Annotated in this window: 17 protein-coding genes; 2 read left to right on the forward strand and 15 right to left on the reverse strand. The window is 57.8% G+C overall.

Going from position 1 to position 24,155, the window contains the following annotated elements:
* Positions 1–139: 139 nt before the first annotated feature.
* The 11 genes from CPH65_RS04030 to CPH65_RS04085 all read right to left on the reverse strand — a co-directional run bounded on the left by CPH65_RS04030 (position 140) and on the right by CPH65_RS04085 (position 17,514).
* A complete protein-coding gene (locus CPH65_RS04030; protein WP_096172236.1) occupies positions 140–1,480 on the reverse strand; it encodes an RsmB/NOP family class I SAM-dependent RNA methyltransferase in 1,341 nt (446 codons plus the stop codon).
* Between the two features lie 57 nt (positions 1,481–1,537).
* A complete protein-coding gene (gene xth / locus CPH65_RS04035; RefSeq protein ID WP_197703955.1) occupies positions 1,538–2,356 on the reverse strand; it encodes an exodeoxyribonuclease III in 819 nt (272 codons plus the stop codon).
* Between the two features lie 262 nt (positions 2,357–2,618).
* Positions 2,619–3,296: an outer-membrane lipoprotein carrier protein LolA gene (locus tag CPH65_RS04040; protein WP_096172238.1), complete on the reverse strand. Its 678-nt coding sequence runs from the start codon at positions 3,294–3,296 to the stop codon at positions 2,619–2,621.
* 143 nt (positions 3,297–3,439) lie between these two features.
* Positions 3,440–6,322, reverse strand: coding sequence for a DNA translocase FtsK (locus tag CPH65_RS04045; RefSeq protein ID WP_096172239.1), 2,883 nt, complete (start codon positions 6,320–6,322; stop codon positions 3,440–3,442).
* A gap of 112 nt (positions 6,323–6,434) precedes the next feature.
* Positions 6,435–7,673, reverse strand: coding sequence for an aminotransferase class I/II-fold pyridoxal phosphate-dependent enzyme (locus CPH65_RS04050; protein ID WP_096172240.1), 1,239 nt, complete (start codon positions 7,671–7,673; stop codon positions 6,435–6,437).
* A 329-nt stretch (positions 7,674–8,002) separates the two neighbouring features.
* Complete coding sequence (locus tag CPH65_RS04055) at positions 8,003–12,835, reverse strand: NAD-glutamate dehydrogenase (protein WP_096172241.1); 4,833 nt, start codon at positions 12,833–12,835, stop codon at positions 8,003–8,005.
* Positions 12,836–13,108: 273 nt separating this feature from the next.
* The gene (locus CPH65_RS04060) at positions 13,109–13,726 is read right to left on the reverse strand and encodes a hypothetical protein (protein ID WP_096172242.1); all 618 of its coding nucleotides are present in this window, start codon (positions 13,724–13,726) and stop codon (positions 13,109–13,111) included.
* 267 nt (positions 13,727–13,993) lie between these two features.
* Positions 13,994–15,100: a 3-isopropylmalate dehydrogenase gene (gene leuB, locus CPH65_RS04070; protein WP_096172244.1), complete on the reverse strand. Its 1,107-nt coding sequence runs from the start codon at positions 15,098–15,100 to the stop codon at positions 13,994–13,996.
* A gap of 407 nt (positions 15,101–15,507) precedes the next feature.
* Complete coding sequence (leuD, locus tag CPH65_RS04075) at positions 15,508–16,113, reverse strand: 3-isopropylmalate dehydratase small subunit (RefSeq protein WP_096172245.1); 606 nt, start codon at positions 16,111–16,113, stop codon at positions 15,508–15,510.
* Positions 16,114–16,133: 20 nt separating this feature from the next.
* Positions 16,134–17,090 carry an N-acetyl-gamma-glutamyl-phosphate reductase gene (gene argC / locus CPH65_RS04080; protein ID WP_096172246.1) on the reverse strand — a complete coding sequence of 319 codons (957 nt, stop codon included), beginning with the start codon at positions 17,088–17,090 and terminating at the stop codon, positions 16,134–16,136.
* Between the two features lie 151 nt (positions 17,091–17,241).
* Entirely contained in the window at positions 17,242–17,514 is a 273-nt protein-coding gene (locus CPH65_RS04085) for a hypothetical protein (protein ID WP_096172247.1), read from the reverse strand.
* 481 nt (positions 17,515–17,995) lie between these two features.
* Here CPH65_RS04085 and CPH65_RS04090 point away from each other — a divergent pair, with 481 nt between their 5' ends.
* Positions 17,996–19,039 carry an aspartate-semialdehyde dehydrogenase gene (locus tag CPH65_RS04090; protein WP_096172248.1) on the forward strand — a complete coding sequence of 348 codons (1,044 nt, stop codon included), beginning with the start codon at positions 17,996–17,998 and terminating at the stop codon, positions 19,037–19,039.
* 91 nt (positions 19,040–19,130) lie between these two features.
* Here CPH65_RS04090 and CPH65_RS04095 read toward each other — a convergent pair whose 3' ends face one another.
* The 4 genes from CPH65_RS04095 to CPH65_RS04110 all read right to left on the reverse strand — a co-directional run bounded on the left by CPH65_RS04095 (position 19,131) and on the right by CPH65_RS04110 (position 23,118).
* Positions 19,131–19,772 (reverse strand): carbonic anhydrase, encoded by a 642-nt coding sequence (locus tag CPH65_RS04095; RefSeq protein ID WP_096172249.1) that lies wholly within the window; start codon positions 19,770–19,772, stop codon positions 19,131–19,133.
* A 197-nt stretch (positions 19,773–19,969) separates the two neighbouring features.
* Positions 19,970–20,929, reverse strand: coding sequence for a threonine/serine dehydratase (locus CPH65_RS04100; RefSeq protein ID WP_096172250.1), 960 nt, complete (start codon positions 20,927–20,929; stop codon positions 19,970–19,972).
* Between the two features lie 12 nt (positions 20,930–20,941).
* On the reverse strand, positions 20,942–21,910 hold the full coding sequence (gene pdxY, locus CPH65_RS04105) for a pyridoxal kinase (protein WP_096172251.1): 969 nt from the start codon (positions 21,908–21,910) through the stop codon (positions 20,942–20,944).
* A 35-nt stretch (positions 21,911–21,945) separates the two neighbouring features.
* Complete coding sequence (locus tag CPH65_RS04110) at positions 21,946–23,118, reverse strand: FAD-binding oxidoreductase (protein WP_096172252.1); 1,173 nt, start codon at positions 23,116–23,118, stop codon at positions 21,946–21,948.
* Between the two features lie 149 nt (positions 23,119–23,267).
* Here CPH65_RS04110 and CPH65_RS04115 point away from each other — a divergent pair, with 149 nt between their 5' ends.
* Positions 23,268–24,155, forward strand: a complete 888-nt coding sequence (locus CPH65_RS04115) for a CoA ester lyase (RefSeq protein ID WP_197703956.1) — start codon at positions 23,268–23,270, stop codon at positions 24,153–24,155.

The following is a 24,155-nucleotide window of genomic DNA, read 5'->3' on the forward strand; positions in this document are numbered from 1 at the left end:
GCCGAATAGGATTGGGATCCCGTCCAGATCCGAAAAGCCGTGATCTTGGTAAGCATACTGATTAGAATTTTAGCAAATCAGGGTTAACAAGCTCTATCCGGATCCAAGCGTATATTCGCGTTTCTTGTTGTTGTTGTCTCTAGCCCATGCGTTTAAGGCGGATCGCAAAGAAGCCATCAAGGCCTCCGCTTTCGGCCCAGATATCGGGGCGGGTGCGGATGGAGCCATCCAGCTGGATGAAGGGATCAAGGCCCTCAAATTCACCCGGTTTGACCGGCTCGATGCCAAATTCGGGGTTGCTCATCAGGAAGTCGGCAATGAGGTCGGGGCCTTCTTCAGGCTGGAGTGAGCAGGTGCAAAAGACCATCATGCCGCCCGGCTCGACTAGACCGGCGACCCGATCAAGCATTCTTGTCTGCAGTTTTGAAAAGTGGGCGATGTCCTCGGCAAAGCGCTGGTGGATGAGTTCGGGGTGACGGCGCACGGTGCCGGTCGCCGAGCAAGGGGCATCCAGCAGAACGAGCGGCCATTGACGGCCAAAGTCATGCTTGAAGACATCTCCGGTCACAAGCTCGGCCGTAAGGCCGGTGCGCTCAAGGTTCTCGCTCACCCGTTCAAGGCGCTTGGCGGATATGTCGACGGCGGTGACGTGGGCACCGTTGGCTGCCATCTGCAAGCTCTTGCCACCCGGAGCGGCGCACAGATCCAGAACCTCTTTGTCTTTGACATCACCCAACAGGGTGACGGGGACAGTCGCAGCGGCATCCTGAACCCACCAGACACCTTCTTCAAAGCCGGGCAGGCGATCAACCCGTTCGTGCTCGATGAGGCGCAAGGATCCGGTCGGTGTTTCCACTGCGCCTAGCTCTGCGGCCCAGTGGGCCTTGTCGGCGGTGGGGTTGAGCGTCAGATCAAGCGGGATCTGGGGCTTGAGAAACTCAGCCATCATGGCGTTGGTGACGTCAAGACCATAGCTGTTGCACCAGGCGCGATAGAGCCAATCGGGCAGATTGGCACGGGCGGGATCGATGCTCGTAAGCTCTTCTTTGCCCTCGTTTGCAACCCGGCGCAGAATGGCATTGGTCAGGCCCTTGAAGCCGGCATATTTGCGCCATGTGCGATAGTGGGACACAGCACAGTCGACAACGGCGTGAGGCGGGGTTTCCAGATATATCAGCTCGGCGACACCGATGCGCAGGATGTTGCGCAAGGGGCCTGATTTTTTCGGCATGCCTCGGTCCATGAAGCGCGCCAAAAGCGTGTCGATTTCGCCAAGGTGCTGCAGCACGGTAATCGCGATACGCTTGGAAAAGGCACGATCGCTGCCGGTGAGCTTGCGCAAGGGGCCGTTGGAGATTTCATCGCGATAAGCGTCGTCGAGCAAGGCGTTGTCGCTCAGGACCGCGTGAATGAGACGAAGCGCCCCGGCACGGGCCGCCATGCCGCTTTTTTTGGGGGCATTCGAATTTTTCTCTGTCATGGCGCGGCCTTAGATCATATTGGGGGCAATGTTGCAAGCGTTGGCATTAGCGAGCGGTTAACTATGCACCGGGTTCACATTGAGGCGCGCAATGATTGGCGCGTGGTCGGAGGGTTTTTCCCATCCGCGAGCGGTGCGATAGACCTCGATATGGTCGACCTTGTCGGCGATGGCATCTGTGGCCCAGATATGGTCCAGCCGCCGTCCCTTGTCCGCAGCGTCCCAGTTGGGCGAGCGATAGCTCCACCAGCTGAACAGGGGGTGATCGACAGGAATGTGGTTGCGCACCACGTCCTGCCAGGGACCGGCGGCCTGTACTTCATTGAGAAGCGCGCACTCGCGGGGCGTGTGGCTAACAACCTTGATGAGCTGCTTGTGGTTCCAGACGTCATTCTCATGCGGGGCGATGTTGAGATCGCCAACCAGAATGGAAGACCCCTTGGTTTCATCTCCGGTCAGCCAGGCTTTCATTTCATTGAGGAAATCAAGCTTGTGCTGGAATTTGTCGTTGACGGCCGGATCAGGAATGTCGCCGCCCGCAGGGACATAGAAATTGTGGATGCGCAAAGGGCCGGCGTCGGTTTCAACGGTCACCTCGAGGTGACGGGCATCGCCTTTTTCACAGAATTCCCGCATCTCGACATTGATCAGCGGCAGGCGCGAAAGGGTGGCCACGCCGTGGTAGCTCTTCTGTCCATTGATGGCTTGATGGACATATCCCATCTTCTTGAGTGCCGCACCGGGGAACTTGTCATTCATGACCTTGGTTTCCTGCAGGCAAAGAATGTCGGGCGCCCGATCCGCAAAAAACTGGTCGACATGATGCATGCGGGGGCGGATGGAGTTGATGTTCCAGGTGGCAATGGTGATCGGCACGGAAATCTCTTTGGTGAGCGATGTGGAAGGAAAGGACGACGGGCTTTGTCGGGACTCAGCTTATCCTTCCTTACATCAGGCTGGAACCCGTTTCGAGACCTTTCCTGCAGGAAAATCTCTGCAAAGCGCGGCAATCATCAGTTTTCAGGGCGGTGGGGCGCAAAGAATACACCGAACAGGCTACCAGACAAGAAAGGCATCACGAGCGCTTCGTGATGCCTTGGCCATTTGGTCGGTCGGGGAACCGGTCAGTAAGGGCAGCCTAGTTCCTGCTGCCCGGCCCGACATCATATTTGATCTTGAACAGGGATTGTTTGATTGGGCGCCCGGATTCGACGTTGAAGACGGTAACCGTGGTCTCGTTGTTGTTGGCGTCAATGATCGTCCACTGACGGAGCAGGGATGTCTCGCGGTCGAAAATCAGCGTCAGGATGCCATCGCCAAAGAGACTTTCCTGCTCGACAACGACGCTGATGATGTCATCGGCGACAACGGCCTGCTTGACGCGGCTGTCCGTGGAAAGGTTGAGATTGTCCGATAGAAGAACGCGCAAGGGAGTCTTGGACAGGGGATAGATATCCTGTGTCTTGAGTTTGCGGTCTTCGATGGACAGGGTCTTCCCATCCGAGATGATGTCGGTATAGGACGGCTTGGAATAGTAGAAGCGGATCTTGCCAGGCCGTTCGATGAAGAAATAGCCCTGCAGGGTATCGCCATTGGGGGCGGTCTGGATGAATTCGCCATTCATCGTCTTGGTGGTGTTGAAGTCTTTCGAGATCTTGTCGAGCGCTTTTTTTTCGTCATTCGTCATGGCGTTTGCTGCGCTTGCGACAAGAAGGGCCAGTACAAGCAGAAGACTGCCAAGCATCAGTGGCAGGAAACGAGCCTGTTGCTCAGCGCGGGATTTGGCAAGAGCCTTCGAACGGCTTGGGGTTTGCATTATGCGGTTCCTCGTATTCTTCGAACTGGCGAGCACCGGCAAATGGCACCCGGATGCTCAACGCTTGACTGACCCTAGCGACCCAATACGGCAAAAAGGCGATGGGTCCATGACGTTTTTGTGTTGGCCTCGCGTACAGTTGCCTACATCGTTGCGCCTTCTTCTGGGACCAGAACCTCGCGCTTGCCGGCATGGTTGGCGGCGCTGATGACCCCTTCATTTTCCATCTGCTCGATAAGGGTCGCGGCCCGGTTGTAGCCAATGGACAGTCGACGCTGGATGTAGCTGGTCGAGGCCTTGCGATCGCGGATGACGATGTCGACCGCCTTGTCATATAGGGTCTCGGCGTCGCTGCCGCCACCACCGCCACCGCTTGATGCACCGGCGACCGGATCATCATCGGTTTCCTCGGTCACCGCTTCGAGATAGTCAGGTGTGCCTTGCCGCTTGAGGTGATTGACGATCTCTTCGACTTCCTCATCAGAAATGAAGGCGCCGTGGACGCGCTGGATGCGCCCGCCACCAGCCATATAGAGCATGTCGCCCATACCGAGCAGCTGTTCTGCACCCATTTCGCCAAGGATCGTGCGGCTGTCGATCTTGGAGGTGACCTGGAAGGACATGCGGGTCGGGAAGTTTGCCTTGATCGTGCCGGTGATGACATCGACCGATGGGCGCTGGGTGGCCATGATGAGGTGGATGCCAGCGGCACGGGCCATCTGGGCAAGACGCTGGATCGCCCCTTCAATGTCCTTGCCGGCGACCATCATCAGGTCGGCCATCTCGTCGACGACGACCACGATGTAGGGCATCGGCTCGAGATGGAGCTCTTCCTGCTCGTAGATCGGATCGCCGGTTTCGGGATCAAAGCCGGTCTGGATCGTGCGGGTGACATGCTCGCCCTTGGCTAGAGAATCCCGCACGCGCTTGTTGAAACCGTCGATGTTGCGCACGCCCATCTTGGACATGTTCTTGTAGCGCTGTTCCATCTCCCGGACGGCCCATTTGAGGGCCACCACCGCCTTGGCCGGGTCGGTCACCACAGGGGTCAGCAAATGCGGGATGCCATCATAGATGGACAGCTCGAGCATTTTCGGGTCGATCATGATCAGGCGGCACTCGTCCGGCTTGTGACGATAGAGCAGGGACATGATCGTGGTGTTGATGGACACGGACTTACCCGAACCAGTGGTCCCGGCCACGAGCACGTGCGGCATGCGCGCAAGGTCGACCACCACCGGGTCGCCGGAAATGTTCTTGCCCAGACAAATCGGTAGCTTGGCCTTGGACTTGTCGAAGTCCTTGGAGGCCAGGATCTCGCGTAGGAAGACCGTCTCGCGGCGGGCGTTGGGCAGCTCGATACCGATGGCGTTGCGGCCCGGAACCACCGCCACACGGGCCGAGATGGCACTCATGGATCGGGCGATGTCGTCGGCAAGGCCGATGACGCGCGAGGATTTGATCCCCGGTGCCGGTTCAAGCTCATAAAGCGTTACCACAGGGCCGGGGCGCACCTTGATGATTTCGCCGCGGATACCGAAGTCGGACAGCACCCCTTCTAGCAGGCGGGCGTTGTGTTCGAGTTGATCGGGCGTCAGACCCGCATTCGGGCCGAGCGTTTCGGGCTGGGCGAGGAATTCGAGGGTCGGAAGCTGATAGGGATCTTTGCGGGTGAAGACATTGCCCTGACCGGAGCGCACCATGCGCTTGGAATTCTTGCCAGCGGCAACGGGTTTGGTCTCCGCGCCTTCATTGGTCATGGCGCGGTGCTGCGGATCCTGTGTGGCACGATCGATCTCGCGCGGGGCCATGCCGACAGCCTGACCGCGCGGTTGGCCTTTGGATTGGCCGTGCGCCAGCAATGGCGCATCCGCGTAATCGTCCTCGACCTCCCAGACCGGTGCTGTGTCATAGTCATCGCCTGCGTTCTGCGGATGGTGCGGTGCAAAGTCATCCGGCCCGGCGTAGCCAAGCTCGCTTGAGCTGGGGTTGTGCAGTCCTGTGCCCTGCTGATAGGAGGGCGCACTAGCAACGTCCAAGCGCGGTTCAAGGCGATTGGCCAATTCATCGAGGCCGTCGTCATCTTCGCCGAGCAGGCTGGTCAGAAGTCCCTTCTTGCGCGGTTTGGGCTGGATCGGTGGCGGCGCATGGTTGAGCGCCTCATCTGCAACTGCGGGCTTGCGGCGGCGCAGCTTGTTGGCTTTGCGCGACAGCAACCAGTGGCCAAGAGCGCCAAGCGGAATTGACAGGATTGAGGAGCGCCGGGTGTTTGGACCCTTGGTGCGATCAAGCGCCCCTTCGGGGTCGGCTCCGCTGTCGAAGTCCTGTTGGTCCTCATAATCCTCTTCGTCCCAATCCTCGTCTGCGGTCTCGGTGTCCGCATCATCGTGGATCTGCACCTCGGCGCGTTTGCGCTTCAGCATGAGGCTTGAAAGGCTGGCATTGGATGCATTGAGCAGCATCGCAAGGCCTGCGATTGCAGCCACGGCAGCAACACCAATGGCACCGAGGCCTTTCATGAATGTCGGATTGAAACGAGCCACAATGGACAGGAAACTGTCACCGATCATCCCACCCAGACTGAGCGGCAGGGGCCAGCTGTTGGGTGCGGGAACGGCAGCAAAGGCGATGGCGATCAGGCCGAGCCCACCAAACCATGCCATGGCCCGGTTTCTGGTGATACCAGTTGGCAGCAAGCGCACAAGACGCCACAGCCAGACCACGGGCGGAATGAGCAGGAAGGCGGTGGCAAGACCGAACCCCTGAATGAGCAGGTCGGACAGAATCGCTCCGGGACGGCCCAGAATGTTGCGCGGCGCGTGATCCACCGCATTGGACAGGCTGGGATCGCCGACGTGCCAGGTTACAAGGCTTGCTGCCACGGCAGCGCAAACCAACAGGCCAAACAGGCCCGTGGCCGCAAAGACATTGCGTCTGAGAGCCTGGCGCAAGGCGCTGTCCTTGGCCTGTCTTCTGCTGGCGTGCCGTGCGCGTGGCGCAGCACCATAGTCGTCATATGCGGTCATGTGTGCTTCAGTTCCAATTTAACCTGTTGTCGCAACGTGTCTTTTCACCCTGTTCCTAACGTCTCGTCGCGCTTTTCTCTCGGTCTTGCCTGTGCTTTGCACCTGACTGATCTCAACCGATCAGGCAGGCTCGGAGGCGTGTCATCGCGTCCTTGGTCTCTTCGAGCGTACCAACCAGTGCGATGCGCAGGAAACCATCGCCCGGGTTGGTTTCGCTGATATCCGGGCGGGCCAGATAAGAGCCGGGAATCACCCGTACACCAACCTCGCGCCAGAGCTTCTCCGTCACGCTGACATCATCGCCGAAGGCGCTCACGTCGAGCCAGAGGAAGAATCCGGCCAGCGGAATGTCATGGGGCAGATCCTTGCCCAAAATGCGGTCGACACAATCGAATTTCTCGTTGTAGAGGCGCCGGTTCTCGATGACATGCTCTTCGTCGCGGTAAGCGGCGGCTCCGGCGGCCTGCAACGGCATGGATACCTGTGGAGCAACGAGATTGCGATATTTCGTCCATTCGGTGAGGAAGGCTGGATCACCGGCAGCAAAACCGCAGCGCAGTCCGGGCAGATTGGAGCGCTTGGACAGGGAATGGAAGGTGACGACGTGGCTGAAATCGCCTTCGCAGGCCTCTAAAATCCCCGCCGGAGGCGTTTCGCGATAAAGCTCGGAATAGCATTCGTCGGCAAGGATGAGGAAATCATGCTTGCGCGCAAGGGCGATGAGTTTCTTCCATGTTGCAATGTCGGCCGCGTTGCCTTGCGGATTGGCCGGTGAGGCATAGAAGAAGGCAACTGTGCGGTCGAGCAGTTTGGTGTCCTCGGCCAGAGCATCAAGGTCGGGCAGGAACCCGGTCTCGGGGGTGCCGTTGAGGAACACCGGTTCCGCCTCGATCGCACGGGCTGCACCGATATAGGTGTGATAGAAGGGGTTGGGCAGCAGAACCGCCGGATTGACGAGCCGCTTGCCGAAATGGAACCGGGCCCAGTCGCGGGCGCCGATCACTGCATGAAACAGGCCTTCACGGGTGCCATTGAGCGGGAGGATGTTTTTCTCGCCAAGGGGCAGACCGCCAAGGTCATAGCGCCCGTTGAGCCAGTCTTCTACTGCCTTGCGGAAGTCATCGGTGCCGCGCATCGGCGGGTAACGCCCGAAATCGGCCTTGTTGTCGATGATCACGTCGGGAATGAAAGCGGGATAGGCGTGGCCGGGCTCGCCGATCGTCATGTTGATCGGAGCCGTACGGTCGTGGTTTGCCGGTACGATATCGCACAGAAGATCTGCCAATTTCTGGAAGGGGGATCGTTCGTCTTGCATGCGCGCAATGAGCCTTTCCGAGCGTATGAATCGCATCGATAAATCAGCTCGCATTTTACCGGTGTGTTGGTTAAGGCAGTTTTAACTTTTGCTGCCGCTTTGGCGCTGATGTGTCGATGGATTGGATTGGGAATGTATGGGTTGCCTGTTCCGGCGCGCCGGACGGGAACCGGCTTTGAAGCGTCGAAGTGTTGATCAGGATGCGCCGGCACCGGTCATCAGGCAAGGGTTTGGCGGGCGATTATTTGTCCGATCTGCATGATCGAGTGTCATGGCAGGAAAACAACAATCCCCCGGAGACCGATGTGTTCTCCGGGGGATAGCTTTTTTGGTGTCTTCGGTCTTTTGCCCGGTCTTTTGCTCAGTCAGACGTCGCGGGCAAGGTCCGAGAGCAGGCCGGCCGCAACGGCCAGCTTGGAGACCGACAGGGAATCACTGGAGGTGATGGTGTCGACCGACTTGAGGGTCCTGTCGACGGCAGCGCCTTCCTGTTCGAGCCAACTCTCAAGGCCGTTGTCCTTGTCGGTGGCAAGAGCGAGAACGCTGACGGTCATCTGGCTGTGCGCCGCCGAGAGCGAATCGCGCACCCGGTCGAGTGCCAGCCCTTCATAATAATCCATCACATCAAGACTTTCTGCGAGTGCATCAATGCGACCGATCTTGAAGTGCCCGGCAACGGCGAAATAGGTTTCCGCTGCCTGCTCGTGGCTCTTGCCGGCCTGATCGGCAACCTGAACAATGTCAGGAATGCGAGCGATCAGCGGCAGATGGGCAATGCGGGCCGCCAGTTTTTCCGGCACATTGTGCTCGACATAGCGATCGGTTTCTTCCTTCAGCCGCTGCGACAGATAGGGCGGCAGGAATTTGTCGATTTTGGTCGATAGCTCGGTGATGCCCTTGCGATAGAGGGCTACGGTGTCATTGATGCTGTTCGAGGAGGGCACGTTGCGCATGAACCAGAGAATCTCGGTCAGTGCCAGTTGCTGGACTTCCTGATAGAGTTCCAGCTGAACCTCGCCATTGACCTCATTGTCGAGGCCATCGATGGCATCATGAAGACCGCGCATGTCGAAGGACTCACGCACAGCGACATAGGCGCGGGCGATATCCGCCGAGGTGGCACCGGTCTTGTCCGCGATGCGCGGGACGAGCGTGGCGCCGCCGCGGTTGATCATCGAGTTGGTGACGGCTGTCGAAATGATTTCCCGGCGCAGTCGATGGCTCGCGATCTCGTCGGCATAGGGCGCCTGCATCTTGTCGGGGAAGTAGCGCACCAGTTCCTGTTCGAGATAGGGATCATCGGGCAGGCTGCTTTCGAGCAGGCTGTCATAGAGTGTGTTCTTGGCATAGGCCAGAAGCACGCCGATCTCAGCACGGGTGAAGGTCTGATCCTTCTTGCGCATTTCGGTGAGCGCTTCCTTGTCGGGCAGGAACTCGACATTGCGATCCAGCTCGCCTGCATCCTCCAGCCGTTCCATCAGGCGGATCTGATAGCCGAAGTCTTCCATCGCCCGGCGTTCGGTGAGCGAGATGGACAGGGTCTGCAGGTAGTTGTTGCGCAGAACAAGGTTGGCGACATTGTCCGTCATTGATGCCAAGAGCTTGTTGCGGGCCTTGATGTCCAAACGCTGTTCGCGCACCGCAGTGCCCAGAGCGATCTTTATGTTGACTTCCATGTCCGAACTGTTGACGCCGGCGGAATTGTCGATGGCATCGGAGTTGCTGCGGCCACCCAGATGGTTGAACTCGATGCGAGCGCGCTGGGTCACCCCAAGGTTAGCGCCTTCGCCCAACACCTTGACGCGCAGGTCTTTGGGCGTGACGCGAATGGCGTCGTTGGCGCGATCATCGGCATCCGCATCGGATTCGCTCGAGGCGCGGATATAGGTGCCGATGCCGCCGAACCAGAGCAGATCGGCTGGTGCCATGAGGATGGCCTTCATCAGCTCTTGCGGCGTCACGCTCGCCTTCTTCATGCCAAGGACAGTCTGGATTTCCTTACTCAGCTTGATGGATTTTTCCTTGCGCGAGAAGATGCCGCCGCCTTTCGAGATCAGCTTTTCGTCATAGTCGCGCCAGGAGGAGCGGCCCAGATCGAACACGCGTTTGCGTTCTTCCCAGCTGGTTTCTGGGTCCGGATCGGGATCGATAAAGATATCGCGATGGTCAAAGGCAGCGATGAGCCTTGTTTCTTTGGACAGCAGCATGCCGTTGCCAAAGACATCGCCGGACATATCGCCGACACCCACCACGGTGAAGGGCTCGGTCTGGATGTCACGATCCATTTCGCGGAAGTGGCGCTTGACCGCCTCCCATGCGCCGCGCGCGGTGATGCCCATCTTCTTGTGGTCATACCCGGCCGAGCCACCCGAGGCGAAAGCATCGCCAAGCCAGTATTCGCGGTCCTCGGAGATCGAGTTGGCGATATCGGAAAAGGTTGCCGTGCCCTTGTCGGCTGCGACCACCAGGTAGGGATCATCCTCGTCGTGGCGGATGACATCAAGTGGCGGCAGGGTTTCCTGACCATCGAGATTGTCGGTGACGTCGAGCAGAGACGAAATGAACAGCTTGTAGCAGGTGATGCCTTCGGCCATGAAGGCTTCCCGGCCGCCCTCGGTGGGCAGGTGCTTGGGCACGAAGCCGCCCTTGGATCCGACGGGCACGATCACCGCGTTTTTGACCTGCTGGGCCTTGACCAGACCAAGCACCTCGGTGCGGAAGTCCTGCGGCCGGTCCGACCACCTCAGGCCACCACGAGCGACCATGCCAAAGCGCAGGTGAAGGCCTTCGACCCGCGGGCTATAGACGAAGATCTCACGGAACGGCTTGGGTTCAGGCATGTCATCAATGGCGCGCGGGTCGAGCTTGACGGACAAGCCCGGTTTGAAGTCGCCATTCTCCATGCGCTGGTAGAAATTGGTGCGCAAGGATGCCCTGATGACAGTCAGGAATTTGCGCAGGATGCGGTCATCGTCAAGGTTGGCCACCTGCTCCAATGCGGTCAGGATGCCATTTTCAAGACGTGTGCATTCCGCCTCGCGCTTCTTGTGATCGGGATCGAAGCGGGCATGGAAGAGGTCAACCAGAATAGCCGCGAGATCGGGATAGCTGTTGAGGGTATCCCACATGTAGTCCTGATCATAGGGGATGCGGATCTGGCGCAGATAGCGAGAGATGGTGCGCAGGATCGTGATGTCGCGCCACGGCAGGCCCGCCGCGATGGTCAGCCGGTTGTAGCCATCATTCTCGGCGTTGCCATTCCAGACTGCAAGGAAACAGTCATGCAGCTTGTCTGCCAGAGCTTTGATGTCGATCGGCTCGCCAGTGGCGCGCTCGATGTCCATGTCGTGCATCCAGTAGGTGCTCTCGCCATCGAGCGGTGTGACGTCGTAGGAGCGTTCGTCGATCACCCGGAAACCCATATTCTCAAGGATCGGCACGCGCTCGGACAGCGGAATCGGCGTATCCTTATGGAAAATCTTCAGGGTGATCCGATGCTTTTCGTTCTGATCTTCCTTGCGGTAGAACTGGATCGCTGTGGAGGTTGAACCGGTCATCCCTTCCATGATCGAAATATCATGCAGGGCGATTTCCGGCTCGAACGTATCGCGGTAAGCATAGGAGAAGGCTTCACAATAGCGATTGATCAGCGTCGATGCCTTGCTCAGCTTATGGGTGTCGCGCACCGCCTGCATCAGACCGTCGGCCCATGTGCGAACAATGGTATTGACGGCATTTTCAAGCTCGGTGCGAGATGGGTTCGGTGTTTTGCCTTCCGAGCGGCCGATGATGAAATGGACGCGGGCCAGAGGTCCGTCCGGGAAATCCGGATAGACCGCCGACAGGCGGCCATCATAGACCTTGTGCAGATAGTCGCCGATGCGCACGCGGATGGACGTGTTGTAGCGGTCGCGCGGCACATAGACGAGGATCGAGACGAAGCGGTCGAACTTGTCGACGCGCGAAAGGATGCGCACGCGTGGTCTTTGGTGCAGGCGCAGGATTTCCTGACTGTTGGTCAGGAGTGTTTCCATATCAACCTGAAACAGTTCGTCGCGGGGATAGCCCTCAAGCACGTTCAGCAGAGCCTTGCCCGAATGGCCGGACGGGTCGACGGCGGCGGCCTCAAGGGTGTTTTTCACCTTGCGGCGCAGGAAGGGGATGTTGGTTGCCGAACGGTTGTAGGCTGTGGAGGTGAACAGGCCCACGATGCGCAACTCACCGGTCAACTCACCATGATCGCCGTAAAGCTTGATGCCGATATAGTCCATGTAGGTGCGGCGGTGAACGTTGGTCTTGACGTTGGCCTTGGTGATGATCAACGGTTCCGGACGCATCAGGAATTCCTTGATCTCCGGTGTCATGGTGACCATCTGGTCGCCGCGGCGCAAGACGCGGACGTCGGGGTCGCGCAGGAGGCCCAGGCCGGGGCGCTGACTGCGTGTGAGTTCGCCTTCCTCGGTGGAGCCGTCAAAGGCATATTCGCGCATGCCAAGCAGCGTGAAGTTGTTGTTCACCAGCCAGCGTAGAAATTCCACCGTCTCGTCGATCTCGTCCTGCTGCAGGGGCGGCGGAGTGATCTTGTAGATGGCGATGGTTTCCTCAAGGCGGAGCAACATCGATTTCCAGTCGTCGACGACCGAATCGACATCATCCAGCAGCTTGTCGATGTTGCCGAGCAGTTCGGCGCGGCTTTCCTCGCTCGACAGACGCGAGACGTGGACATGGATAAGGCTTTCGCGGCGGATTTTCGGATTGGTCTGGACGTCTAGCCGGTCAAAGAGGCCGACCAGCTCGCCTTTTTCCGAGCGTTCAAGATTAAGAACCGGATGCAGCACGAGATGAATTTCAAGGCCAGCATTCTGCAACTCGCCCATGATCGAGTCGACAAGGAAGGGCTTGTTGATATTGTGCAGCTCGATAACCGTGATCTGGTTGAGCAGGGCATTCTTGTCTTTGGCGAAAGTTGGATCGGTCAACTCGACACGATGCTTGCCGTCGAAACTGGCCGCAAAACGCTCGAAGGAATGGTGTGTGATCGCTGCGATTTCGGTTGCCGAATAACGCGACAGATCTTCCTTGTCGCCCATGGCAAAAAACCGCTCGAGAAACTCCGCTTCCAGTTCGCTGTTCTTGGCGGCAAGGGCCTTTGCCTCTGCCATCCGTTTTTCGTGTCCGGTGTCCTTTTCCGCTGCCATGCCATTTCCTCCAAGCGAGCCTGATCTTTGTCTGCTTCGCTTTGTCGTGAGTTGCTGCCCTTATGAGCCGGATTCCTGCCACCTTCTGTGTCGGAAAGAATAGAGTAGGGCAAATTGAGTAAAGAGAAGCCAAATGCTTTGCGTATTTTTACAATGATCGTAGGGCACGGGTGTGGCAGTGAAAAGTCACGATATGGCGACATGCTCTGAAATTTCCCTGAAATTGCCGTGACTTGGTCCAATTGCTTACGCAGCGCCTGACGCATCCGCTGGTTAGTTGCAATAATCAAGCGATTTTCCCAGAGCGCGAGACGATCCGGAGAGCATGATTCGAACCGAATCGTTGCCGATACGGATGCTGAGCTGAGTGCCCTTGTGCATTTGCGCCATAAATTTCGATCGGGGAGAGATCTTCGACGAGATCAGCGCGCCTTCATACTCGCCAAAGCTGGCCTTGAAACCTGGATGTCTGTCAATCCGCATCCAGACAGGCTGTTGTTGTGCCACTTTGAGGCGCAAGCCATCAACCATCGTTCCTGCGAAGCTCAGATAGCTGGCACCATCTCGCCCGCAAATGTAGCTCAGACCCAGCCGCCCATCGGTCGCATCGGCGTTTACCGCTGCCCCGTCAAGATAGGGTGGATCGTTGGGTGCGAGACGGGTGAAGGACCAGCCTTTTTGGGGGGAAGAGGGGATCTCGTCGGACACTTCGCTGCATCGCCTCTCGACGCAGGTATTATATTGCTGGCTTGCTGCTCCGGGGGAGTTGGACAGGCAGGCCCAGATGCAGAGTTGCAGGTCGCTCACGTTCTGTGCTTGTGCGCGCTGGACCGGTAGCAGGGACAGGCAGGCAAGGATAGAGAGACCGACCAAACGTGTTAGCAGCGTCATTGTGAGACCCCTTCCGGCCAGCCTTGGTTCCTTGTGGTCTGAGGATGCCCGCCTTTACGGGCTGGCAATCGGTGAGACCAAGGTGCATTTTTCTGCAATCATTTTCTGCAATCAAGGGAACACAGGCGACGCTTTCGTTCAATCAAACAATCGAAGTGTTTGTCTCTTTCTGGTCCTATCGCAGCCGGAACAGACGAAAAAAGCCGGATGGGATCCATCCGGCTTTTATGCATTTCAAAGGGGCTGATGATGATTTCAGCCTTGCCCTTATTTCAGGGCATTCAGTTCGGCGATCACCGCAGCGCCCATTTCCTTGGTGGAGACGACGGTGTCGCCGGCCTTGGCGATGTCGCCAGTTCTGAGGCCTTTTTCCAACACGTTGGCGATGGCGGTATCGACCATTTCGGCTTCCTTGATCATTTCGAAGCTGTAGCGAAGAGCCATGGAGAAGCTGGCAATCATGGCGATCGGGTTGGCTGCGCCCTTGCCAGCGATGTCCGGTGCGGATCCGTGTACGGGCTCGTACATGGCTTTGCGCTTGCCGGTGACCACGTCCGGTGCACCAAGGGATGCGGATGGCAACATGCCAAGCGAGCCGGTCAGCATGGCCGCGACGTCGGAGAGGATGTCGCCGAACAGGTTGTCACAGACGATGACATCATACTGCTTGGGATTGCGCACAAGCTGCATGGCGCAATTGTCGGCCAGCACATGTTCGAGCGGGGTGCCGGGATATTCCTCGGCAGCGATCTTGCTGACCACCTGTTTCCACAGCACACCGGAGCGCATTACATTGTGCTTCTCGGCGGATGCGACGCGATTGGAGCGGGTTTTGGCCAGCTCGAAGGCAACGCGGGCGATGCGCTTGATCTCGGAGGTGGTGTAGATCTGGGTGTCGACGGCGCGCTGTTCGCCGTTTTCCAGCGTGACGATCTCTTTCGGCTCGCCGAAATAAACACCGCCGGTCAGCTCGCGCACGATGAGAATGTCGAGGCCTTCGACCAGTTCCCTTTTGAGGGCAGAGCTTTCTGCAAGGGCCGGATAGCACAGGGCCGGACGCAGGTTGGCGAACAGGCCCAGATCCTTGCGCAGACGCAGAAGGCCTGCTTCAGGCCGCGCTTCATACGCAACATCGGCCCATTTGGGACCACCAACGGCGCCGAAAATAACCGCGTCGGAGGTGATGGCCTTGGCCATGTCTTCTTCGGAGATCGCGACGCCATGGGCGTCATAGGCACAGCCGCCCACCAGACCTTCATCGCATTCGAAGGTGACGTCGACATTGCTGTTCATCCAGTCGATGATCAGCTTTACTTCGTTCATGATTTCAGGGCCGATGCCGTCGCCGGGCAGAAGAAAGAGCTTATGGGACATGATTAGGATTCCAGTTTAGGTAACAAGTCGTGTCGATCCGCGCCTGTTGCGCATGGATCGAAAAGAAAGAGATCGCTGACCAGTCGATTAATACTCAAGCCGGTGGAATGCAAGGGCCAAGCAGTCAATCAAAGGGTTGAGACGGTCAGTTGATATGAAAAAGCCAGACCGGTTGGTCTGGCTGATTGATAAGGGCGCTCGTTCAACTCTCTTCAGGCTTTCGGTACTTTCTCTTTGAGAAAGATACCTGTCGCTGCATGGTCAGCTCAAGTGGCGAGACCGCCGCGCGTCTTGCGACGCGCTAGGCGTCAGGCTTTCGGTGATTTTTCAGCGTGCTGAAAAATGCACCTGTCGCTGCGAAGCCTCGGCCTGTGGCGCCTTCTGGTGTGTTTTGCGGAGCAAAACACCTAGACCCAAGGGCGATCGTTGGCCATCTTGTCTTCGAACTTTTGCACATTGTCGATTTTTGCCATCGACAGCCCGATGTCATCGAGACCTTCGATCAGGCATTTTTTCTTGAAGGGATCAAGCTCAAAGCTGATTTCGCCGCCGTCCGGGCCCTTAATGACCTGATTTTCAAGGTCGATGGTCAGGGTGGCGTTGGAGCCGCGCGAGGCGTCGTCCATCAGTTTGGCGTGATTTTCTTCGCTGACGATGATCGGCAGAATGCCGTTCTTGAAGGAGTTGTTATAGAAGATGTCGGCAAAGCTCGTGGAGATGATGCACTTGATGCCGAAGTCTTTCAGGGCCCAGGGCGCATGCTCGCGGGAGGAGCCGCAGCCGAAGTTGTCACCGGCAACAAGAATTTCGGCGTTGCGGTAGGCGTTCTGGTTGAGGACGAAGTCCTTGTTCTCGGAACCATCCTCTTCAAACCGCATTTCGTGGAACAGATTGACGCCAAGTCCCGAGCGCTTGATGGTTTTGAGAAACTGCTTGGGAATGATCATATCGGTGTCGATGTTGATCAGGGGCATCGGTGCCGCGACGGCGGTCAGGGTCGTGAACTTTTCCATTCTCTATGCGGTCCTTCAGGTTAAAGCGAAGCGACGGTGAGACCCGTGGTCTCGTCGATTCCCATCATGATGTTCATATTCTGGATGGCCGCGCCCGACGCGCCCTTGCCCAGATTGTCATAGACGGCGAACAGGACGGCCTGTCCGGTCTCGTCATTGCCATGGACATGAATATGAAGTGAATTGGTGCCATTGAGGCGCTCCGGCGTGATCGCCTCGAGCTTGCCTGCTGTCTCCAGCGGCGCGACCTTGACGAAGATTTCGTCCGCGTAGCGGTCTGACAGGCAGGCATGCAGATCGGCAAGGCTCGGGTTCTTGTCGAGCGCCCACAGATTGAGCGGAATGGCGTCTATCATGCCTTGCGCATATTTGCCGACGGCCGGCTGGAAAACAGGGGGGTGTTCGAGACCTGCAAAGGCGGTCATTTCGGGCACATGCTTGTGGCCAAGGCTGAGGCCATAGGGCCAGAAGGGCACATCAACGGGATTTTCTTCGCGCTCATACTCACCGATCATGCCCTTGCCGCCGCCCGAATAGCCCGAAATGGCATTCAGCGTAGCCGGGAAGGTGGCCGGGACGAGGCCTGCTTCCACGAGTGGACGCATGATCGCGATGTAGCCTTGCGGATAACAGCCCGGGTTGGCGACCCGCTTGGCGCTGGCGATGGCGGCGCGCTGTCCGGGGGCCATTTCAGCAAAACCGTAAGCCCAGCCCTTGGCGGTCCGGTGCGCGGTGGAGGCATCGATGACGCGGGTGTCACGGTTCTCAATGAGGCTAACGGCCTCGATGGCTGCTGCGTCGGGCAGGCACAGAATGGCGATGTCAGCCTCGTTCAGCATCTGGGCGCGGGCCTCTGCATCCTTGCGCAGATTTTCCGGCAGGCGCAGGAATTGAAGATCGTCGCGGCCCTCAAGGCGGTTCCGGATCTGTAGTCCCGTGGTGCCGACTTCGCCATCGATGAAGATTTTTGCGCTCATGAACTTGCCTGTGAACTTGCCTGTGAACTTGCCTGTGAACTTGCCTGTGAACTTGTCTGTGAACTTGCTTGGTTGTCAGGATCCGAGCCGCTGTGTGTATCGGCTCTGTTTCCAGAATTGGGCCTCTGATTACAGCAAAGGGGCGGTTTTGTCATCGGGTGAAATGATCAACCAGCCAGATAACGAGGATAATCGCAAAGATCGCTCCCGCGCCGCGCCCGATCCGTGTACCCCATTTCTCAATTGGGTCATCCGCATCGGTATCGCCAGCGGCGAAATGATCCTTGGCCTTGTTGGCCGTGCGGGCAAAGGAGGACATCCCGATGGCTTCGCCTTCCATCTCGACACGCCGGAGCACCTGCTCGGCCTCTTTCTGCCGGGCGTCTTGGCGTGTTTGCGGTGTCTGGTTGTGATCATCTGCCATGGTTGTTTCTTTAACCCGGAAATTCGACTGCTTTCAAGTATATACGAAGAAAAACGAAGGCCATGGTGTGTCCATCGGGGTGGAGTGGTGCTTTAGTTGAGCAGGAATTGCGGATTTGTCTTGACTTGCCCGCACGCTTCGATCAAAAAACCAACCCAGAAAGCTGCCTTGTCACAGATATTTTCAGGTGTCGGGCTGATGCTTTGGAACCGAGAGGGTTAGGCAGTCCTTGCCTTTAGATGTGCTAAAGATGACCTTTGCTGTTGCAGCCATCCTGAAGACTTCGATCATTGGTCGCACGACCGGTGCATCGGCTGCTGGCCTGGTCACACTGACACCATCCACTACTACCACCAAGATTTAAGCCCCTCTTGCTCCCTGATCGCTTCCCCCAGGGTTGTGAGGGGAGCGAAGCCGCGTGTCGGAGCGAAAGCGAACGATGGCGGTGCTTGGGGGAGCCGAGATCAGGAGATCACATACAATGGGTTATAAAGTCGCAGTCGTCGGGGCAACGGGAAATGTTGGCCGCGAGATGATGGATATTCTCGCCGAGCGCGGTTTCCCCGCCGATGAGGTTGTTGCGCTGGCATCCAGCCGGTCCAAGGGCAGGGAAGTGTCCTACGGTGACAAAACGCTGAAATGCAAGGTGCTGGATCATTATGATTTTTCCGACACCGATTTCTGCCTGATGTCTGCCGGTGGATCGCTGTCTGCCGAATGGGCGCCCAAGATTGCCGCAATGGGCTGCGTCGTTGTCGATAACAGCTCCCAGTGGCGCTATGACGAGCGCATTCCGCTGATCGTGCCGGAAGTCAACGCTCATGTGCTTGAAGAGTGGGCCAAGAAAAAAGACCGCATCAACATCATCGCCAACCCGAACTGCTCGACCGCGCAGTTGCTGGTTGCGCTGAAGCCGCTGCATGATGCCGCGACCATCAAGCGCGTCGTTGTCTCCACCTATCAGTCCGTTTCCGGCGCTGGCAAGGATGCGATGGACGAGCTGTTCACCCAGACCCGCGCGGTGTTTGTCACGGATCCGGTCGAGGCCAATAAGTTTCCAAAACGCATCGCGTTCAACGTGATCCCGCATATCGATAAATTCATGGATGACGGCTCCACCAAGGAAGAATGGAAAGTCGTCGTCGAAACCAAGAAAATACTCGATCCGAAGATCAAGGTGACGTGTACGGCTGTGCGTGTGCCGGTGTTCGTGTCTCATGCGGAAGCAGTGAATATCGAATTTGAAAATCCGATTTCTGCTGAAGAAGCGACCAATATTCTGCGCGAAGCACCGGGATGTCTGGTTGTCGACAAGCATGAAGACGGCGGCTATATCACGCCGGTCGATGCGGCTGGCGAAGATGCGACCTATATTTCGCGTATCCGTGAGGATTCGACGATCGACAATGGCCTCAATATCTGGGTTGTCTCTGACAACCTGCGCAAGGGCGCTGCTCTGAACACCGTTCAGATTGCCGAGGCTCTGGTCAACAAGGGGCTGATCAAGCCGCGCTCCGAAGGCTGATCGCCGGGGTTTGAGCTGATGTGAAAAAGCCGGTCTGGAAGGCTCCCAGACCGGCTTTTTTATGCTCGTTGTGATGCGAATAAAACGCGGCTCACACTTTGGAAAAGGTGCCTTGTTCCTCGTCGTAATATTCCAGCTCTCCGGTTGAGATGTCGAACCAGCAGCCATGCAGGGACAATGCCTTGCGTGCGATCCCATCCTTGACGAAATCGAAGGAATAGAGGTTTTCGAGCGAAAGGATCACCGAGGACCGCTCGAGTAGGCCGCAATGATCAAGCTCCGGTCGGTTGAGCGATTTGTAACGGATCGGATTGTCGGCGCCCTGAAGCTGGGCGGACCATTTGCCGATGAAATCCCCCTTGGAGAGAGGTTCGGAATCGTCCTGAATATAGGCCTTAACACCGCCGCAACGGCCATGCCCCATCACCACGATATGGTCGACATGGAGGCCATTGACCGCGAATTCGAGGGCTGCGGTTGTGCCATGGACACCCATGTCTTGCGATGTCGCGTGGGGGACAAGGTTGGCAACGTTGCGCATCACGAAAATCTCGCCGGGGCCCACATCGAAAATGGTTTCCGGCGCGGCGCGACTGTCGCAACAACCAACCAGCATGATCCTTGGACTCTGCCCGGTGTCGGCAAGTTTTTCATAGCGCCCGCGTTCGATTTCAAAGCGTCCGGATTTGAAGTTGTCGTAGCCCTTCAAAAGTCTTTCTGGCAGTTGAACCATTGAAACCTCTTGTCTCTCTGTCTTGTTTTTCTATTCCCAACATCTGATGTCGCTCGGATTGGGATAAATTTCAAGGCTTTATGCTGCACTGCGGCAGAGAGTTTGATATCAAGTTGATATCACCAAGTGCTCAAAATAGCATCATTTGCGCATTCCAAACAGGCGGAGAGCCACAAGAGAGGGCCTGAGGGGATGCCTCAGACCTGATTGGAGAGGTCTGCCAGCTTGTTGAGCTCGACATTGGCACCGCACAGGATCACCCCGACCCTTTCCCCTTTCGCCGGTTTGTAAGCACCGCTCATCAGAGCCGCAAAGGCTGTGGCACCGCCGGCTTCTGTGGCAAGGCGGTAATCGCTCCAGAGCGCGGCCTGCGCCTTGAGGATGGCGTCATCGGGGAGCCGTATCATGCCGTCCACTGTTTCGCTCGCGATGCTAAAGACCAGATCGCCGGTGCGTTTTGCGCCAAGGGAGTCGGCCGCAACACCACTGACAGGCACATCAACAGGCTTTCCTTGGGTGAGGGCGGTGGCGAGGGCTGAGGCATTCTCCGGTTCGACCCCGATGATTTTGACCCGATCAGCAAACCAGCTTGCGATGCCGGAAATCAGGCCGCCGCCACCAACCGCGACCAGCAAAGTGTCGGGAAGGTTCGCGCCCATCTGCTCATCCAGCTCGAGGCCGAGGGTGCCTTGTCCGCAAATGGTGTGGAAGCTGTCGTAGGCATGAAGGCCAATCGCGCCGCTTTCCTGCTGATAGGTGGTGCAAAGCTCGAGGGCATCGGCAAAGCGCTCGCCCTTGACCACCACCTCGGCACCAAAGTCCCGGATGCGGTCAATTTTGGCGGGGGAGGAGATGTCGGGCACAAAGATCTTGGCCTTGATGCCAAGTTTGCTGGCGGCATAGGCAACCGCCGCGCCATGGTTGCCGCCTGATGCGGCGGCGACACCCGAGGCGGGGACGTCCCGGCTCAAGAGATTGAAAAAGGCCCCGCGCGGTTTGAAGGATCCGGCGTGCTGGAGCATTTCAAGTTTCAAGGTCACTGGCTGCGTTGCACCATAGTGGTTGGCGTCAACCGCCATAACGGGCGTTTTGCGGATATGGGACTGGATCAGCCCGTAGGCCTTGCGGATATCGTCGGGGGTGGGAAGTGTGTGCATCGTCTGGTCAGTTTACTTTTTGTGGCTTTTGGGTGGTCTGCGCAGGGTCGTAACGGTTGGGCCCGCGCCGATGGTGCGCATGTGGACCATCGCCATCGGCTGGCAGAAGCGATCGGAGAAGCGGGCGACTTCCAGATCGCGGTAGCCGTTGCGGGCAGAGCGGGAGACCACTTCGAGAATGGCACTGGAGGCCTTCTTGAGGGCCTGCTCGTCGCTCCGACCTGCGAGTTTGCCAGCAAGGAAGAGGGCCGCGATCAAATCGCCGGTGCCGCTCGGTGGATTGGGTATGGCCGGATGTTCGCACATCAAAACGCTGCTCGCCTTGTCCCCATCGCTCTTGCGCACAAGAAGATTGGCCATTGCGTTGCGCATGAGCGCGAAGGCGCTGGTGATCAGCGTCGTGTCACGCCCCAGCGCTTCGGCCTGTTTGGCAAGGCCGTCGTTGTTGGCCTCAACGCTGCCGGTCAGCCAGTTGAACTCGAAGCGATTGGGGGTGATGATGTCGGCGCGCGGGATCAAAAGCTCGCGAATAGCCTCGGCAATCGGCTGGGGGATATAAAGACCGTTTTCCTCGCCCATCACCGGATCACAGACATAAAGGGCGTTCGGATTGGCGGCCTTGAGTTTATCGATCAGGGTTGCCGTGGCTTCTACCTGTTCGACCGATCCCATATAGCCGGTCAAGATTGCTCCTAGATCAGCAAAGTCGGGATGGTTGCCAAGATCTTCAAGACCTTGGGCGAATAGCGCGGGATCAATGTGCTGGCGGGTGGACGGGCCATGGCCGGGATGCCACGGCATGATGACTGTGGGCACTTCCCAGACCGGATGGCCCAGTCGTTCGAGGGCAAAGGCCGTGGCGCGATTGCCCACCGCACCGGTCATGACATGGGAAGAGATGACCAGAACCGCCTTTGCTGGTTCTGGCCCTTGTCCTTGTTTCCCGTTCGGATTGCCCACCGCGTCCGGACCTTCGATCATGCTGATACCCGTCTTGATGCCCGGACGGAAGACGTTCAGATGACGTTGAGTTCCTTGACCGGTTTGTTGTTTGCTACCCTTTCATAACCGAAAATCGAGGGATCAAGCGAGCGATATTCGCCGTGCAGGAACAGTTCTCCAACGGCGAGGCCCACGCCTGGTGCATGTTGCAGTCCATGACCGGAAAAGCCGGCTGCGATATAAAAGTTGGAGATTTCGGGGTGAGCACCGATCACGGCGTTCTGATCAAGGGTGCAATATTCGTAGTGGCCGGCCCACGCGTTGACCATCTTGATGGCATCAAAGCCGGGCATGCGCTCGTAAAGCGTTGGCCAGATGACTTCTTCGAACAGGTCATAGTGCGGATCGACATCGTCAAGGGCAACGGCGAGATCGCGATCCGCTCCCGGGCCGATGCCTGAGATGAAATAGTCGCCCTCTGGCCGGATATAAAGCCCGGACGGGTCCACCAGCAGTGGCATGCCGGGGTGCGGGGTCTTGCAGTCAATCACGAAGATCGTGCGCTTGCGCGCTTCGATCGGCAATGGGATGTTGAGCATGGCGGCGATACGACCGGCGTTTGGGCCGGCGCAGTTGGCTGCAGCACCGCAAGCAATGGTGTCGCCGGAGGCAAGCTTGACCGCGGTGACCTTGTTGCCTTCTTTTTCAATGCCGACCACCTCATCCTTGATGTAGGTCGCGCCTGCGGCAATTGCGCCCTTGCGGACCAGATCGAGCAGCATGTGGGCGTCGAACCAGCCTTCGCCGGTTACACCCAGACTGCCCGCCGCCAGATCATCCGTGTTGAGCCATGGATATTTTGACTTCAAGTCATCAGGAGAGAGCAGAGCGACATCTGCCCCCATCTCGATCTGGGTCTTGTGGTTGCCTTCAAGGATCGGCACACCCGCTTCACTGGCCAGCAACAGATAGCCGCCTTCGTGGAAACCGATGTCAGCCTCCGGTCCGAAGCGTTCTTTCAATTGCTTGATGAACTTGAGGCCGAACTGGGAGAGAAGGATATTCTCGGGGGTCGAGAACTGCTGGCGGATTGACGCAGCCGAGAGCGTTGTCGAGCTGAAGGCGTATGTGGGGTCTTTTTCCACCACCACAACCGAACCCGTAAAGCCGAGGTCTTTTTTCAAAAAATAGGCAAGGCACGAGCCCATGATGGCTCCGCCGATGATGACCAGATCTGCTTTTGTCATTGTTTTTCTTGGTCCGCTCTGTTGTTGGTTCGTCTTATTATTAGGTGATTGACGTTCTGTGATTGGCCTAAAAGGGGGGGTGGTTCAAGGCGAGATTGTTGGTTATCTAATCGCGCTCGTCTATTGTCTTGATGATTGGAGAAATTTCAATGGCCTTCCGACCGCGCCGCACTGCTCTTTATATGCCCGGATCTAACGCGCGGGCACTCGAAAAAGCACGTAGTATCGATGTGGACGTCCTGCTTCTTGATCTTGAGGATTCGGTTGCGCCCGACAAGAAGGACGAAGCGCGAGAGCAGGTTGCAGATGCGGTGATGTCCGGTGGTTTTGGCTATCGCGAAGTTGTTGTCCGGATGAACGGCATGGATACCCAATGGGGGGAGGCCGATCTGGAAACGATCATCAAGGCCAAGCCCGACGCGGTTCTGGTGCCCAAGGTCGGCAGTGCCGAAGATGTGTATGTCATCGGACGCAAGCTGAACGACGCCGGAGCGGAGCAGGATCTGAAAATCTGGGCCATGATGGAGACCCCCGGAGCGATGCTGCGAGCGGCTGAAATCGCCGGGGCAACAATGGAGTATCATGGCCGTCGTCTATCCTGTTTTGTCATGGGAACCAATGACTTGGCCAAGGAGTCCCGCGCCCGGATGGTGCCCGGACGTGCCCCAATGATGCCGTGGCTGATGCAATGCCTCGCCGCGGCACGCGCCTATGATCTCGACATCCTTGACGGCGTCTACAACAATTTCAGCGACCTTGAGGGTTTTGTTGCCGAATGCGAGCAGGGCGCCGAGATGGGCATGGACGGCAAGACCGTGATCCATCCCAAACAGGCCGCGGACTGCAACCGCATTTTCTCGCCAGACGAAGCGGAAATTGAATGGAGCCGCGAAGTCATTACCGCTTTCGATGCGCCGGAAAATCTGTCAAAGAATGTCATGACGATCAACGGCAAGATGGTCGAGCGACTGCATGCGGACATGGCGCGCCGGGTGGTTCAGATCGCCGAGGCCATCACGAAGCGGGATGAGCAATAG

Origin of the sequence: Cohaesibacter sp. ES.047, assembly GCF_900215505.1 — a bacterium.
Lineage (GTDB): Bacteria > Pseudomonadota > Alphaproteobacteria > Rhizobiales > Cohaesibacteraceae > Cohaesibacter.